Here is a 15,355-nt window from a genome sequence, read left to right on the forward strand (position 1 = left end):
TCTGATTTCGCATCGTGATAGATTAAAATCTGATCTGCAACCAACCCAGAGGAAACAATCCTATGTCAAGTCGACTGCCAAACCCCCTGATCTCTTTGCTGGTCATCATTGTATGGGCACTTTCACCTTTGCCATCTACGCTTGCCCAGGTTGAAAAACGACCGCATATTCAAATCCGTGGCATTTATGGTGGCGCGCCGACACAGTTGCTGAAACAGAATAAACAACTGCCCGAACTGGGTGTGAACGCGATCTTCATGGGTTCGGGAAGTTTAACCGAAGAGCGCATCGCGCAATTGAAAAAACAGGGCGCACAGGTCTTTGCCGAATTCAATACAATGCACGTTGCCAACTATCTCAAAGACCATCCCGATGCTGCCCCGATAGGAGTGGACGGAAATATCTGTCCCGCTCCGCAGGGCTGGCAGGGCATCTGCCCGACCCATCCCGACTATCGTAAATATCGAATGGACGAATTCCGCAGAGTTCTCAAGGAACATAAGATCGACGGTATCTGGCTTGATTATCATCACAGTCACGCCAGTTGGGAACGTGCGATTCCCGACATGCCCGACACCTGTTTTTGTGAACGCTGCCTGAAGCAATTTCAGAAGGATGCCAATGTGTCTCTGCCTCGTGCCCCCACTTCGAAACTTTCACAGCTCCTGTTGGGAAAACAGAAAGCAGCCTGGGTACAGTGGCGCTGCGATGTCTTTACCGACTGGGTCCGCGAATTCCGTTCGATTATTGACGAAACACGTCCCGAGGCGTTACTGGGAACCTTTCACTGCCCCTGGTCCAACACGGATTTCAACGGGGCACTTAAAAACAAACTCGCCATCGACCTCAAAGCACAGGCAAACTATATCGATGTCTTCAGCATTATGCCTTATCACGCCCGCTTCAATCATCCGCAAGACCCTGCCTGGATCTCGCGTCAAACCGCCTGGCTGGGAAATCATCTGGACATCAAAGGCGCACCGGGAGAACGGCTCAAAATCTGGCCGATCGTCCAACTTTCGGACTGGGGCGAAACGGTACCCGTCGAACAGGTGCATTCTGTTCTGGATCACGGCACTCGTCTGCCCGCGACCGGGGTGATGGTCTTTCGCTGGGGTTCACTCCATCCACAAACGGATAAAGTGGCCGCGATGATTGATTACTATCGCAAGATCAAACCGTAAACGCCTGATTTTGTTTTCGTTGACAATCTGGCAGACGCGATCTATAACCGAAGCGAATCCCCCTCACAACGCTTGAAGGATATATCGCGACCATGCTGACTGTTCTCTCCCCTGCCAAATCACTGAATCTGGAACCGCAAAAACAGACATCTAAATTCTCGACCCCGGAATTTCTCGATGAAGCAGAAACACTCATTAAAAAACTGCGACGGATGTCGAAGAAATCGTTGCGGGAACTGATGGGCATCAGTGAGGACCTGGCCGCGCTGAATCACGAACGGTTTAACCAGTGGTCGCGCCCCTTCTCAACAGAAAACGCTAAACAGGCAGCCCTGATGTTTAACGGTGACGTTTACCAGGGTTTACAGGCCGATCAGTTCAAAGCCCGCGATCTCGCTTTCGCCCAGGATCACCTGCGAATACTTTCGGGACTCTATGGCGTACTGCGACCATTGGACTTGATGCAAGCCTATCGTCTGGAAATGGGAACCAGCCTCTCCACCCGTAGCGGGAATTCCCTGTATGACTTCTGGGGCGACAAGATCACACGCTCCCTCAATCGAGAACTGGAAACACACAAACATCAGGAACTGATCAACCTGGCATCGAATGAATATTTCAGGTCGGTGAAACCCCGGCTGCTGGCAGGTTCGGTGATCACACCTGTATTCAAAGAAATCAAAGATGGCAAATCGAGAACGATTGCCTTATTCGCGAAACAGGCCCGCGGTCGGATGGCCGCCTGGATCATTCAAAACCGAATTGACCAGCCCAACCAATTGAGCGATTTCAATCTGGACGGCTATGAATTTCAAGCGGATGACTCGACGTCCGCCAAATTGACTTTCTCCCGCCCACAGCCGCCACCGGTCGGAAAAAAATAACCTCACTTTTTAAAGATAAAACCAATGAAAGAAATTGCACTCCCGCAACAACTCGACCAGATGATTACCGGCTACTGGGTCTCCCAAAGTATTTATGCCGCCGCGAAACTGGGAATTGCCGATCTGCTGGTTGCCGGCCCTCAAACAGCCGAACTACTGGCTCAAGCCACTAATACGAACAGCAGCGCTTTGTATCGTCTGTTACGGGCCCTGGCGAGTGTCGGTATTTTTGCTGAGAACGAACAACGTGAATTCGCATTGACCCCCATGGCTGAATTTCTGCGAAGTGACATTCCCGGTTCTAAACGCGCACTGGCTTTGATGAGTGGTGATGAACAGTTTCGGGCCTGGAGCGAGATCCTGTACAGCATCCAGACCGGAAAAACGTCATTCGATAAAGTTTTTGAAAAACCCATCTTCGAATACCTGGCAGACAATCCGGATAAAGGACAGATTTTTGACCAGGCAATGACGGGCATTCATGGCAGGGAAACCGGCGATATCATGAACGCCTATGATTTTTCCGGAATAAACACCCTGATGGATGTCGGCGGGGGAAACGGCTCTAACATTATCAATCTTCTGCAGAACTACCCGGAGATGAAAGGCATCCTGTTCGACTTACCGCAGGTCGTTGAACGGGCAGAACCATATATCGAACAGGCAGGTTTGACAGACCGCTGCCAGTTAATCGGAGGCAGCTTCTTTGAATCCGTCCCCGCAGGCGCTGATGCCATTTTCCTGCGACACATCATCCATGACTGGGATGATGAGAAATCGCTTACAATCCTGCGACATTGCCATGCCGTGATGTCAGAGAACAGCAGACTGCTGGTTGTGGAAAGCGTGATCCCCCCGGGGAACGATCCTTTTCCCGGCAAGTTCCTGGACCTGGTAATGCTGATGATTCCCGGCGGCAAGGAACGCACGGCTGAAGAATATGAAGCACTTTTCGAACAGGCGGGCTTCAAACTGACACGCATTATCTCCACAGAATCCGAACTCAGTATTATCGAAGGGATTAAACTGACCGGGAGTAACCGGGGCTAATGGCTAATTACGAATTGACTTGCAGTCAACTACAAGGTGTCACAGGGAATTTTGCTGAGAAACGAAGCTGCAGAATCACCAACAAACGCTTAAATCAATACAACTTGCCCCTGAATCACTGAAGTCTTCACTCAGGAAAGGGAACCGACGTGCCCGAGAAAACAACGCATCAGCAAGTAGAGGAATTGATTACCGGCTACTGGAAATCGCAGAGTATTTATGCCGCTGCGAAACTGGGCATTGCCGACCTGCTGGTCGACGGAGACCAGACTCCTGAGCAACTGGCAGCTGCTACAAATACAGACTCCAATGCCCTCTATCGCCTGTTACGCGCCCTGGCCAGTATCGGAATCTTCAAAGAAAATGAAGCGGGAGAGTTCTCATTAACTCCTCTCGCGGAACCATTGCGCAGTAGTGATCCCCAATCAAAACATGCGTTAGCCATCATGAATGGGGAAGATCAGTTTCGCCCCTGGTGTGAAATCATCTATAGTCTCCAGACTGGAAAGCCGGCGTATGACAACATCTGGGGAAAGTCGATTTTTGAATTTCTTTCAGAACATCCCGACAAGGCACGCATCTTTGATCAGGCCATGATCGGCATTCATGGCCGCGGAACCGATGCCGCGATCAAAGCGTATGATTTTTCTGATATCCGGGTACTGGCGGATCTCGGGGGCGGCAATGGTTTGAATCTGATCAGCATCCTCCAGGCCTTTCCGGACCTGAAAGGAATCCTCTTTGATCTGCCTCATGTCGTTGATAATGCCCAGGAGCAATTCGACCGGGCAGGTCTGACTGGTCGCTGTGATCTCGTCGGTGGTGACTTCTTTCAGTCTGTGCCAGCCGGAGCAGACGCGTATCTCCTGCGACATATCATCCACGACTGGAACGATGAAAAATCACTCCAGATTCTCAAGAACTGTCACGCAACCATGCCGGAAAAGGGAAAACTGCTGGTGATGGAAAGTGTGATCGATCCGGGGAACGCCCCGTTCTCAGGTAAGTTTGTCGATCTGGTGATGCTGCTGGTGACAGGTGGTAAGGAACGCACGGCTGAAGAATTTCAGCTACTCTACGATCAGGCGGGCTTCGAACTGACACGCATTCTACCGACCCAATCGGAACTGAGTATCATTGAAGGAATCAAACGCTGAATGCCCTGTCGTCTTTTCAGGGAAAACGAATTGAGCAGCCCGCGCCGACAAAGTATGCATCTGCTGCGTCATTCAAACCTACGCCCGCACTCATGTCGAGCTGCAGGTTGTTGGTGATCAGGTACGTGAGGCCGGCATCAAAATAGTGTTCGGTGCGCGCCGTTCGGGCACCGCTGGGAATCAATACAAACCATTCGGTAAAGGCTCCCAGTTTCTCAGTCAGGGTATAACCCACCGAACAGGATTGTGCGATTTCAAGAAAGGATTCGCCGGAATCATCGATATCGCCATAACCCTGTGTAGAGGCCGCGACGTTCACAAAATCATTGAGGGTCCAGGCATAGACCAGATCAATGCCCGCTTCCACCTGATTCGCAGTAAACGCAGTACTTCCTGTCGGTACGCTCATCGAAGTAATCAAAGCCATTTCAGGCAGAACTCCCTGCTGGGGAGTCAGGGCAAATTGCAGCGCCAGCCCCAGATCCTGACTGCCGAAAGTCGTATTCTGATAGAATCCCGCATCGGTACTCTGTTCCAGAGGAGCAAACGACAACCGAAATTCCATCCAGTCTGCCACAATCCCACGGCGATACAGGAATTCACCGAATGACTGATATTTGACATCCGCCCCCAGTTGCTCGCTGTCCAGATAAGTATAACCAAACTCAAGCTGAGTAACGCCTTTACCGACTGTCACAGATGTCGACGTGAAGTTCGGCCGGTCCGTCTGCAAAGGCTGATCGAGCTGCGGTCCTCCGTTACATCCAGTGCTGCCTCGCCATTGAAACAGGGTGCCACATTCCAGTGAAAAATTGAGAAGCTGATTGCGAGGGGCCTCATACTCCACCTCGGGTGTTTCGACGAATTCTGATGCGAGCAGACTATGATTAAAGAGAGTTTCGCTGGTTTCGGCAAAGGTTCTCCCTGCGCAGCAGAACAACGTGATGTTGACGAGCAGACCAAGCCAGGCTCGCCAACAAAAGTTACGCATGAGATCTACTCTGAAATCGATTCCGGGGCATTTTCAAATTATCGGAATTCCGCTCATTTTCCGTTAATCCAAATAGAAAGTCCGATTGCAAGTATCTCACCAGTAACATCAAGCTAAGACACTGTTATCATAAGAGATACAACGTATAACCTGTACTCGGTCGTACTTCGGCTCCCAACAATCCGGTCATGTCGAAGATAGAAATGATCCAGTCATTCAGGTACGCTTAACTTTTCAAAATGCTTTCAAAATCCCGGGATGCTTAATTATGTACCAACACCAGATCCTGCTGACGATCATCTGTTCCTTGATTCTTCCTACTGCTGATGTTCTCGCAACGGAACCTGGAGCCCCCCTGATCGTCGCACACCGCGGCTTACTCAAAGTGGCGCCGGAAAATACGCTGGCTAATTTCCGAGCCTGCCTGGAACTGCGGTTGGGATTTGAATTCGATGTACAACGCAGTAAAGACGGACACCTGGTCTGTATTCATGACAACACACTCGATCGAACGACCAATGGCTCAGGGAAAGTCGCCGACCTGACACTGGCGGAAATTAAACAGTTGGATGCCGGCGACTGGTTCGCCCCTTGTTTTAAAGGAGAACGGGTTCCCACCGTCGAAGAAGTGTTACAACTTGCTGCTCAATATCGACAGCATGAGATTCTTATTGCTGTCGACTTCAAAGACTCAGACGTCGAACAGGAGGTCGTCGAACTCGCGAAAAAACAGGGAATTCTCAAACGACTTCTTTTTATCGGGCGAACGATTCAGGAACCACAGGTCAGAAAAAATATCAAAGCCGCCTCCCTGACAGCGGAAACGGCGGCGGTCGCTAACAACATGGCTGAATTTTCCGCAGCGCTGTCAGAACCAGATGCAGACTGGGTTTATGTGCGGTACCTGCCCACCCGGTCAGAAATGCAACAGGTACATGCTGCCGGTAAGAAGTCGTTCATCGCCGGTTCCTCCGTGAGTGGAAAGGTTCCGCAAAACTGGCAGCAGGCGACAGCCGCCGGCATTGATGCCATTCTGACTGACTATCCACTCGCTTTACGCGCCCTGCAACAACAGAGTAAATTGAAATCTGACGATTGAATTAACGACTGGTTGAAAAACAATATTATGTATGCATAATATCTCCCAGGGGTCGCCCGCGCTTTGTTTATCCACCTGTTACTTACATCGAGAATCTTATGTCACCTCTCAGTCTTGAGGATCAGGTTATCGTCGCATTGCGACGGATCACACGCGCGATTGATTTACACTCCCGGGGGCTGATGCAGGAAATCGGCCTGACTGCGCCACAACTAGCTTCGCTCCAGACGATTGCGCGAATGCAACCTATTACAGTAGGTGCTCTGGCGAAATCGATTCATCTCAGTCAGGCAACACTTACCGGGATCTTGAGCCGACTGGAATCCCGAAATCTGGTCTCTCGGAGTCGCAGGGGACAGGATAAACGGACCGTCGTCGTCGAATTGACCGAAGAAGGTCAGGCAATGATCATCAATGCCCCCTCGTTGTTACAGGACCGCTTTCACCGCGAACTCCTGATGCTGCAGGAATGGGAACAGACACAAATGCTTTCCACTCTGCAACGCATCGCATCTATGATGGACGCCGAAGATATCGATGCTTCTCCTGTCCTCTCTGCAGGAGAAGTCTCGACCCCTGCAGAACATGATTCTCGTTTCCTGAATGAGTAAAATCGCTTCTTCGCCTGCGCCTCTATCAGAAATTGAGAAAAAAGTGGTAAAATAATCGAAAATACCGCAATACATACGAACAGATTCGATATCTCCTTGAAATCACAACTGGAGTAATGGCATATCAACCTGTATATGTAACCTGATTCCCCTCTGCAGTCTGATGGATAGCCGAATCGCAATCACCGGATCCCCCTCAACCTCACGCTGTATTCATCTGCAATTAAAAATCAGAGGGTTGACACTCAATATTCCATTGTGTACAAAGCATTGCATACTAAATATTATTGAGCTACAAACTCGGTACAGATAGTGAAACGCAATAACAAAAGCTTCTTGTCTGTATCAACATAACACTGCTAAAACAGTTATGTTGCACGAATAACTGCTTTGAGAACGAATCAAATTCTTGGCATCTTCGGAATGCGACTTTATTTTGTAGTCTAATCTTTTTCATACTCTAGAGCTGATTGCTCAGAAGCCCGTAAAACACAGCCAAATGGATAAGGCCACACAACTGATATTTCGCGAGCCCACTCTGGAAGATGGTCTCGCTATTACAAACCTGGTGAAGAACTGCCCTCCCCTGGACGTGAATTCCCATTACGTCTCTTTGCTGCTTTGCCGCGATTTCTACGATACGTGCGTTCTGGCCGAACATGATTCCCGTATTGTAGGTTTTCTCTCGGCTTATTGCCCCCCTCATCGAGAAAACACCATCTTCATCTGGCAGGCAGCCGTCGACAGCAGCATGCGTGGCTGCGGAGTTGCTTCCCGTATGCTGGATGCCCTGCTTTCACGTGAAAGTCTGTCAAACATCAACTACCTGGAAACGACGATTACACCTTCCAACAAATCGTCTCAAAAGCTGTTTCGCTCGCTGGCGAAGCGGCTCAACACTGAGTGCCGAACGTGCTGTGGATTTCCTTCGGATCTGTTTGGTGAAGCTGAAGAACACGAAGCCGAAGAACTGCACCAGCTAGGCCCATTCACACTCACACCTTCTTATGGAGAGAAATCACAAGTATCATGAATATATTCAACCGACTCGAATCTAATGTCCGGGGATACTGCCGCTCGTTCCCGACAACCTTCACAAAAGCCCAGAATGCGACTTTGACTGATGAAGCAGGAAACGAATATATCGACTTCCTTGCCGGCGCCGGTACTTTAAACTACGGCCATAATAATCCGATCTTCAAAGCGAAACTGCTTGAATTCCTCGAACGGGACGGCCTGCTGCATGGTCTCGATATGCACACCGATGCCAAACAACACTTTCTGGAAGTATTTGAAAAACACATCCTTTCTCCACTCGAGTTCGATTACAAAGTCCAGTTTACAGGCCCCACCGGGACCAATGCCGTCGAAGCCGCACTCAAGCTGGCTCGCAAAGTCACCGGACGAACCAACGTCGTTTCCTTCACCAATGGATTTCATGGGGTCAGCCTCGGTTCAGTCGCTGCGACAGGTAACAGTCATTTTCGCGATGCCGCTGGCACTCCTTTAAACAATGTCACTTTTATGCCTTATTATGGGTACCTGGGTGACAACATCGACACGCTGGAATACTTCGAAGCGCTGCTGAAAGACAATAGCAGTGGTCTAGATTTGCCGGCTGCCGTGATTGTGGAAACGGTTCAGGGTGAAGGGGGCGTCAATGTTGCCAGCGCAGAATGGCTGCAACAGCTCGAGACTCTTTGCCAGGAACATGGCATGCTGCTGATCATTGACGATATCCAGGTTGGCTGCGGCCGTACCGGCAGTTTCTTCAGTTTTGAAGAAGCGGGAATCGTCCCTGATATCGTTACGCTCTCAAAATCATTGAGCGGTTATGGCTTACCCATGTCGCTGGTATTGATGCGATCGGAACTCGACCAGTGGGAACCGGGTGAGCACAACGGTACATTCCGCGGAAACAACCTGGCGTTTGTTTCTGCAGCTGCTGCCATCGAAACATACTGGAGCGATTACCGACTGACGCGCGAAGTCAAACGTAAAGGTACCTTGATTGAAAGCCGTCTCCAGGCGATTGCTGATACGACTACCGAACTGGATATGGAAGTACGTGGCCGCGGCATGATGTGGGGTCTTGCCTGTTCGGAATACCCTCAACTGCCAGACATGATCAGTGCCGAAGCATTTAAACGTGGCTTGATTATTGAAACCAGCGGGACGGACAGCCATGTCCTGAAAATCCTGGCACCACTGACAATTGAAGACGACCAGCTGCTGGAAGGCCTGGAGATTGTTGCCGACTGTTTCAAAACCGTTCTTAATGACGAAAAAGTAATTAAAGAACTGGGACTGATCACGAATTAAGGCCCTTTTCAGATTACCGAGTCGATACAAACAGCACCAGTTTATATATTTTTGACAGAAGAATGAGATCATGATTGTAACACAACTGGAGGACATTCTAGGAACAGAACGGGATGTCCATGCAGAAACCTGGAACAGTCGCCGTTTATTACTGGCGGGTCAGAAAATGGGCTTTTCACTGCACGACACTTTGATTCATCCCGAAACAGAAACCGAAATCTGGTATCAGAATCACCTGGAAGCCGTGTACTGCATTGAGGGCGAGGGGGAAATCGAATTGATCCCCGATGGCCCGACCTATCCCATCCAACCCGGAATGATGTACGCCCTGAATGAAAATGACCGACACCTGCTGCGTGCAAAAACACAGTTGCGAATGATCTGTGTTTTTAATCCGCCGGTGACGGGTCAGGAAGTGCATGATGAAAACGGGGTTTATCCGGCTGCCGCTGGTACCGACGCCTGACCTTGATTTTATCATTTTATCAAACTCGTAAAGCGAAAGGCTTCAGATACTACCTGTAGCGGCAACATCCACAGAAAGCGCCTCTGATGACTGCCAACACAACAACTGATTCTACTACCCGCGTAGAGGATCTTTATCCATCCCGCATCACCCAGCAGCCCGAGTTCCTCGAACGCCGTGATCCGGTCGTGTATGGAGATGCTCAAAATGGACCGTTGAACGCGGAACAACTGGAGCAATTTGACCGGGATGGTTTCCTCCTGCTACCTGGATTTTATAACGATCAACAGGTGGCTCTATGCCATCAGGAACTCGACAGGCTGCGTGACTCTGCAGAAACCAGACAGCGTCCTGAAGCAATCGTTGAACCGAACGGCTCCGCGTTACGCTCGCTGTTTGCAGTACATCGACCGGAAATCAGCACTCGATTTTCTCAAGTCGCGTCGGATAAAAGAATTCTGGAAATGGTGATGCAGGTTCTGGGCAGCGAGGTTTATATGCATCAGTCGCGGGTGAACCTGAAACCGGGATTTGCCGGCAAGGAATTTTTCTGGCATTCCGATTTTGAAACCTGGCATGTCGAAGATGGTCTGCCTCGGATGCGCACTGTCAGTTGCTCTCTCCTGCTGGATCATAATTATGAGTTTAATGCCCCGTTAATGTTACTCCCGGGTTCGCATCGTAAATTCGTCACCTGCATCGGACAGGCACCCGAAAAGCATTATCAAACTTCACTGAAACAGCAAAAATATGGGGTACCCGATCCGGAATCACTCACTCAGCTGGTGAAGGAACATGGGATTACACAGGCGACAGGGCCCGCTGGATCGTTACTGTTGTTTGACTGTAACGCCCTGCATGGTTCTAATGGGAATATTACACCGTTTCCGCGGTCTAACCTTTTTTTCGTCTATAACAGTATCTGGAACCAGCTCGCGAAACCTTTCTGCAATCATCAGCCACGACCTGAATTTATCGCCTCACGTGAATTCAGCAACACAATGAAACCCAGAGAATTCATCTGATGTCCTCAAAACAATTCCGCATTCCCAGGCGACCTGCAGGCGACTGCATTGATCGTTTTATGAACCTCAGAAAGAGACGCTGATGAACCGCCTCTTTCAGATGATTCAGAAAATCGAAGCTTTCCTGCTGGCCTGGTCGATCATTGCGATTGCCGCGTTATCCATCGGAAATGTGTTCTGCCGGGCCGTGCTCGGCTTCAGTGTCTCCTTTACCGGGGAACTGTCCCAGTTCCTGATCATCATTGTGACCTTTGTAGGTTTGAGCTACGCTGCCAGCCGCGGACGCCACATTCGCATGACGGCATTCTACGATCAGCTCAACCAGCGCTGGCGTAAGATCCTGATGATTGCCATCAGCGGGTTAACCTCACTTCTCATGTTAATCCTTGCCTGGTACGCGTTCGAATATATTTCCACGGTCCGCTTTTTAGAGACCGTCTCTCCCGTCTTGCAGGTTCCCCTGTATTTGGTCTATCTGTTTGTGCCACTCGGCCTGCTGCTGACAGCCATTCAGTATGGCTTAACGGTTCTGAAGAATCTGACTTCCCCCGATGTGTATATCTCGTATAGCCAGAAGGACGAATATGAAACCACAGTGGTAGGGGAACTCTGAAATGACCAAGTCAGTGGGGAGATAGCCGCGTGGAAGCATTACTCATTCTGGGAATCATGCTGGTGCTGTTGATGCTGGGCTTTCCCATGAAAGTCCCCCTCATCACGGCAGCATTGGCGGTTCTGCTGGTGTTTCATCCGGATGTAACCCCCGCGGTTTTGATTCAGCAGATGATCGGCGGTATTAAACCGGCAGCGCTGATTGCTGTCCCGATGTTTATTTTTGCTGCGGATATCATGACACGCGGGAATTCAGCCAATCGATTACTCGACCTGGTGACCGCGTTTGTAGGGCACCTGCGCGGCGGCCTGCCCATCGCCAGCGCCATCAGCTGTACGCTGTTTGGGGCCATGTCCGGTTCGACACAGGCAACCGTTGTCGCAATAGGCGGTCCCCTGCGTCCGCAATTACTCAGAGCCGGTTATTCCGATTCTTTCACCACCGCTCTGATTATCAATGCCAGTGATATCGCTCTCTTGATTCCACCCAGTATCGGCATGATTGTGTATGGCGTTGTTTCGGGAACTTCCATCGGCGAGATGTTCATCGCCGGTATTGGTCCTGGTCTGCTGGTACTGCTGATGTTCTGCATCTACTGCTGGATTGCTTCTATTCGGATGCAGATTCCCCGACAACCCAAAGCGGATCACGCGACGCGCCGCACCGCAATTCAACGTGCATTGCTGCCTTTGGGCTTTCCACTGATTATCATCGGAGGCATCTATTCCGGTATTTTCAGCCCGACGGAAGCCGCCGCTGTTTCTGTCCTTTATGCTGGCATATTAGAAATCGTCTGTTTTCGGGATCTCTCGCTGAAAGACATTCCTGATATTGCACTGTCGACGGGGCTTGTGACTGCGGTCGTTTTTATCCTCGTAGGTGCTGGTGCGGGATTCAGCTGGGTGATTTCGTTTGCCCAACTTCCCGACGCACTCATCAATAACTGGCTGGGGCTGACTCCCGATTCTGGCTACTGGACCATTATGCTGACGATTGCCATCGCCTATTTTATCGGCTGCATGTTCGTTGATCCGATTGTGGTGATCCTGATCCTGACCCCCATTTTCCATCCCGTCGCAGCGGCAGCCGGCATTGATCCAGTGCTGGTTGGAATCGTCGTGACTCTGCAGGTCGCGATCGGCTCGGCCACGCCGCCGTTCGGTTGTGATATTTTTACGGCGATCGCGGTCTTCCGCCGCCCTTATCTGGAAGTCATTCGAGGCACGCCTCCCTTTATTGCCATCCTGCTGCTCGCAGGTGTCTTACTGATCGCCTTCCCCAGTATTTCCCTTTTCCTACGCGATCTGGCTTTTAACTGATCAGACAGGTGTCGATGATGAACAGCGCATTCTATCTCAAATTGATTCAGTTATCGGGGCTGCTGATCTGCCTCATTCTACCTTCTGCCTGTGAGTCAGAGGGGACCGCTTCGACTGAAGAACCGGTAGTGCAGTGGCGATTTGCCATTGAAGAAACGATCGGCAGTGTGCAGCATCAATACGCGATCAAGTTCAAGGAACTGATTGAAACGCGGTCTGCAGGCAAAATCGAAGTCACGATTTATCCCTATGGCACCCTGGGGACTTCGGACCAGATCACCGAACTCGTCGATATGGAAGTCATCCAGTTTGCGATGGCTTCGCCGGGACATCTGGGAAAACTGATACCGGAGGTCCAGGTCTTCCTGCTCCACTTTCTGTTTTCCGATGACGACGAAATCAATAACAAGGTCCTCAACGAAGACCCTAAACTGCAGGAAACATTCGATGAACTTTATGCCCGCAAAGATCTGAAGCTGCTTTCGATTTTTTCCGAAGGCTGGCAAGTCTGGACGACGAAGAAAGACATCCAGACTCCCGATGATTTCCAGGGAGTGAAAATGCGGGTCATGACGACGCCACTGTTACTGGCCGCGTACGAAGCCTATGGTGCCAGCCCGACCCCCCTACCTTACTCCGAAGTATACTCGGCTCTGCAGCTCAATATGATCGACGGTCAGGAGAACCCGGTCTTCGCGATTCAGGAAATGAATTTCTATGAAGTCACCGACTGGATGATTTTTGCGCGACATGCCCCCTTCATCACAACCGCAGTCACCAATCGTAAGTTTTTTAACTCACTCTCCCCGGAAAGGCAGAAACTGGTACTGGGCGTCGTTTCCGATTTGAACGGTTACATTCTGGACGTACAGAAGCAGTTCAACCGGGAGCGATTGAATCTGATTCGTAAAAACAGACCCAAGCTGAAAATCGTCGACGAACTTACCCCCGAAGCCCGCGCCGCATTTCGCGAAGCCAGTCAGCCCGTCCGCGAGCAGTTCATCGAGATGACGGGTGAGGATGGCCGCAAACTGCTCGAAGAAATCAAAGCGACGATTAAAAATTATGAAGACAGGCAGACTCAATAAATTTGATCTGGCTTTCACTCTTCTGCGTGCCAGCCAGGCATTTCTCAAAGAGCTTGCTGCATCTTTGTATTTACATTGCTGACGATACAGCAACCGTCGACTGTCATTCTTTGAACTACGATCCGGATTCAGAAGATTTCCGCTAGCCCGCAGCAGGGCAGCCCACTTCTCCTGCGTCCGCGCGATCTGATAGTCCAGAAAAAAATAGCGCTGAAATCAATCCCCACATCACTCTGGAAAACCAGTGTTTGACAGTCCCCTCGTAAACGGGAAAAACCAGATGTTTATATCTTCTTAAGATTTACAGCTGAGAATTCAGCCACGAGCTTTCATCAAATAGAAGCTCCTCCCATTATCCGCCTCTTTGTTCAAAAAACATATCATCAATTCAGCAAATATTTTCCAACATTCGTGTAAGAAATATCTGCGATTTACATCAACTATACTTACCTAGTAATATATAATTAACTTCCTTTATATTTACTTGGCTTATTTAGTCATCCTTCCTAAATCCCTACCTGAGGAGCGAATACCATGATTTACCAAGATAAAACCCGCAAGGGATTTACGCTGATTGAGCTATTGGTCGTGATCGCGATTATTGCCATTCTGATCGCATTGCTTTTACCAGCAGTCCAGCAGGCGCGTGAAGCGGCCCGTCGTTCTGACTGCCGTAACAAAATGAAACAGCTGGGATTGGCCTTACACAACTACCTGGAAACACACTCTGTCCTGCCTCCCAGTGCCGTAGCCAAAGGACTCTGTTCGACCGGGGTTGCCGCCAGCAATACCTTGAATGGTAACGGGCTGGTTCTGCTGCTCCCCTATCTGGATCAAAGTGCCCTGTATAATCAGCTCAATTTCAGTCTGGCCTTCGATGATTACGGTGCGGGAAGTGCGCCACTCCCCAGTGGCGGCGCAACTTCGAACGCAGATCTGGTGAACCGGAGAATGACGATCTTTAACTGCCCCTCCGATCCCGGTCCCCAGGGAATCCCGTCCAGCAGCAGTTACATGCTTCCCGGCGGTTCGAATGAACATCGTACTAACTACGATTTCATTGTCTATCGACTAACCTACAACAACTGTCATGGCTGGACCTCCCGGGCAGCGAGCCAGCGCACCATGTTTGAAGATGGCAGCAAATGCCGTCCCCGAGATGTCACTGACGGAATGTCGAATACCGCCATGATGGCAGAGACGCGCCAGGCCTGTTGCGGTAACGGCGCCAACGCCAACTGGGGTGGCAGAGGTTATACACAAATTGGTCTGAGTCTGAGCGGCGTCACGCCGAATCGAACCACGCGTAACAGTTCCAGCTATCCGGGTGGTGTTAAGGATTTTGCTCCCTGGCTGGGTGACTGGAATACAACAGGCAGTCTGCACGTTGGTGGACTTCATGTTCTGCTGGGTGATGGCGCAGTACGATTCATGGGCGACAATACAGACTACTCAATTCGATTGAATCTGGATCGCATTGCAGATGGTAATGTGATTGGAGAATGGTGATCTGAAATCGAATACACCTGTTTGAGCAACAATCCTT

Annotated in this window: 15 protein-coding genes; 14 read left to right on the plus strand and 1 reads right to left on the minus strand. The window is 50.3% G+C overall.

All coding sequences use genetic code 11. From position 1 onward, the window contains the following. The first annotated feature begins 62 nt into the window (after positions 1 to 62). From Pan161_RS22525 to Pan161_RS22540, 4 genes are all read left to right on the plus strand, one after another. On the plus strand, positions 63 to 1,184 hold the full coding sequence (locus tag Pan161_RS22525; protein ID WP_232103420.1) for a glycoside hydrolase family 10 protein: 1,122 nt from the start codon (positions 63 to 65) through the stop codon (positions 1,182 to 1,184). 92 nt (positions 1,185 to 1,276) lie between these two features. After that, entirely contained in the window at positions 1,277 to 2,068 is a 792-nt protein-coding gene (gene yaaA, locus Pan161_RS22530; protein WP_145231009.1) for a peroxide stress protein YaaA, read from the plus strand. Positions 2,069 to 2,092: 24 nt separating this feature from the next. Continuing rightward, positions 2,093 to 3,118 carry a methyltransferase gene (locus Pan161_RS22535; protein WP_145231010.1) on the plus strand — a complete coding sequence of 342 codons (1,026 nt, stop codon included), beginning with the start codon at positions 2,093 to 2,095 and terminating at the stop codon, positions 3,116 to 3,118. 149 nt (positions 3,119 to 3,267) lie between these two features. Next, the gene (locus Pan161_RS22540) at positions 3,268 to 4,275 is read left to right on the plus strand and encodes a methyltransferase (RefSeq protein WP_145231011.1); all 1,008 of its coding nucleotides are present in this window, start codon (positions 3,268 to 3,270) and stop codon (positions 4,273 to 4,275) included. A 16-nt stretch (positions 4,276 to 4,291) separates the two neighbouring features. Here the strand turns inward: Pan161_RS22540 and Pan161_RS22545 are convergent, their stop codons facing one another. Next, on the minus strand, positions 4,292 to 5,266 hold the full coding sequence (locus Pan161_RS22545) for a transporter (protein WP_145231012.1): 975 nt from the start codon (positions 5,264 to 5,266) through the stop codon (positions 4,292 to 4,294). Positions 5,267 to 5,534: 268 nt separating this feature from the next. Here Pan161_RS22545 and Pan161_RS22550 point away from each other — a divergent pair, with 268 nt between their 5' ends. From Pan161_RS22550 to Pan161_RS22595, 10 genes are all read left to right on the plus strand, one after another. After that, a complete protein-coding gene (locus Pan161_RS22550; RefSeq protein ID WP_145231013.1) occupies positions 5,535 to 6,365 on the plus strand; it encodes a glycerophosphodiester phosphodiesterase in 831 nt (276 codons plus the stop codon). A gap of 98 nt (positions 6,366 to 6,463) precedes the next feature. After that, the gene (locus Pan161_RS22555; RefSeq protein ID WP_145231014.1) at positions 6,464 to 6,976 is read left to right on the plus strand and encodes a MarR family winged helix-turn-helix transcriptional regulator; all 513 of its coding nucleotides are present in this window, start codon (positions 6,464 to 6,466) and stop codon (positions 6,974 to 6,976) included. 499 nt (positions 6,977 to 7,475) lie between these two features. Then, positions 7,476 to 8,009 carry a diaminobutyrate acetyltransferase gene (gene ectA / locus Pan161_RS22560; RefSeq protein ID WP_145231015.1) on the plus strand — a complete coding sequence of 178 codons (534 nt, stop codon included), beginning with the start codon at positions 7,476 to 7,478 and terminating at the stop codon, positions 8,007 to 8,009. Continuing rightward, a complete protein-coding gene (ectB, locus tag Pan161_RS22565) occupies positions 8,006 to 9,298 on the plus strand; it encodes a diaminobutyrate--2-oxoglutarate transaminase (protein ID WP_145231016.1) in 1,293 nt (430 codons plus the stop codon). Before ectA ends, ectB begins: the two co-directional genes overlap by 4 nt. Before the next feature lie 70 nt (positions 9,299 to 9,368). Then, entirely contained in the window at positions 9,369 to 9,764 is a 396-nt protein-coding gene (locus Pan161_RS22570; RefSeq protein ID WP_145231017.1) for an ectoine synthase, read from the plus strand. Positions 9,765 to 9,850: 86 nt separating this feature from the next. After that, positions 9,851 to 10,789, plus strand: coding sequence for an ectoine hydroxylase (thpD, locus tag Pan161_RS22575; protein WP_145231018.1), 939 nt, complete (start codon positions 9,851 to 9,853; stop codon positions 10,787 to 10,789). 82 nt (positions 10,790 to 10,871) lie between these two features. After that, entirely contained in the window at positions 10,872 to 11,402 is a 531-nt protein-coding gene (locus tag Pan161_RS22580; RefSeq protein ID WP_145231019.1) for a TRAP transporter small permease, read from the plus strand. Positions 11,403 to 11,458: 56 nt separating this feature from the next. Next, positions 11,459 to 12,721 carry a TRAP transporter large permease gene (locus Pan161_RS22585; protein ID WP_145232840.1) on the plus strand — a complete coding sequence of 421 codons (1,263 nt, stop codon included), beginning with the start codon at positions 11,459 to 11,461 and terminating at the stop codon, positions 12,719 to 12,721. 14 nt (positions 12,722 to 12,735) lie between these two features. Next, positions 12,736 to 13,809, plus strand: coding sequence for a TRAP transporter substrate-binding protein (locus tag Pan161_RS22590; protein ID WP_232103422.1), 1,074 nt, complete (start codon positions 12,736 to 12,738; stop codon positions 13,807 to 13,809). 534 nt (positions 13,810 to 14,343) lie between these two features. Further along, positions 14,344 to 15,318: a DUF1559 domain-containing protein gene (locus Pan161_RS22595; protein ID WP_145231020.1), complete on the plus strand. Its 975-nt coding sequence runs from the start codon at positions 14,344 to 14,346 to the stop codon at positions 15,316 to 15,318. Positions 15,319 to 15,355: the final 37 nt, after the last annotated feature.

This window comes from Gimesia algae, assembly GCF_007746795.1.
GTDB lineage: Bacteria > Planctomycetota > Planctomycetia > Planctomycetales > Planctomycetaceae > Gimesia > Gimesia algae.

Bases quoted from the DNA above. Each gene is read 5' to 3' on its own strand.
- Pan161_RS22525 (WP_232103420.1), top strand. From the start codon at position 63: ATGTCAAGTCGACTGCCAAACCCCCTGATCTCTTTGCTGGTCATCATT.
- yaaA (WP_145231009.1), top strand. From the start codon at position 1,277: ATGCTGACTGTTCTCTCCCCTGCCAAATCACTGAATCTGGAACCGCAA.
- Pan161_RS22535 (WP_145231010.1), top strand. From the start codon at position 2,093: ATGAAAGAAATTGCACTCCCGCAACAACTCGACCAGATGATTACCGGC.
- Pan161_RS22545 (WP_145231012.1), bottom strand. From the start codon at position 5,266: ATGCGTAACTTTTGTTGGCGAGCCTGGCTTGGTCTGCTCGTCAACATC.
- Pan161_RS22550 (WP_145231013.1), top strand. From the start codon at position 5,535: ATGTACCAACACCAGATCCTGCTGACGATCATCTGTTCCTTGATTCTT.
- Pan161_RS22555 (WP_145231014.1), top strand. From the start codon at position 6,464: ATGTCACCTCTCAGTCTTGAGGATCAGGTTATCGTCGCATTGCGACGG.
- ectA (WP_145231015.1), top strand. From the start codon at position 7,476: ATGGATAAGGCCACACAACTGATATTTCGCGAGCCCACTCTGGAAGAT.
- ectB (WP_145231016.1), top strand. From the start codon at position 8,006: ATGAATATATTCAACCGACTCGAATCTAATGTCCGGGGATACTGCCGC.
- Pan161_RS22570 (WP_145231017.1), top strand. From the start codon at position 9,369: ATGATTGTAACACAACTGGAGGACATTCTAGGAACAGAACGGGATGTC.
- thpD (WP_145231018.1), top strand. From the start codon at position 9,851: ATGACTGCCAACACAACAACTGATTCTACTACCCGCGTAGAGGATCTT.
- Pan161_RS22580 (WP_145231019.1), top strand. From the start codon at position 10,872: ATGAACCGCCTCTTTCAGATGATTCAGAAAATCGAAGCTTTCCTGCTG.
- Pan161_RS22585 (WP_145232840.1), top strand. From the start codon at position 11,459: ATGCTGGTGCTGTTGATGCTGGGCTTTCCCATGAAAGTCCCCCTCATC.
- Pan161_RS22590 (WP_232103422.1), top strand. From the start codon at position 12,736: ATGATGAACAGCGCATTCTATCTCAAATTGATTCAGTTATCGGGGCTG.
- Pan161_RS22595 (WP_145231020.1), top strand. From the start codon at position 14,344: ATGATTTACCAAGATAAAACCCGCAAGGGATTTACGCTGATTGAGCTA.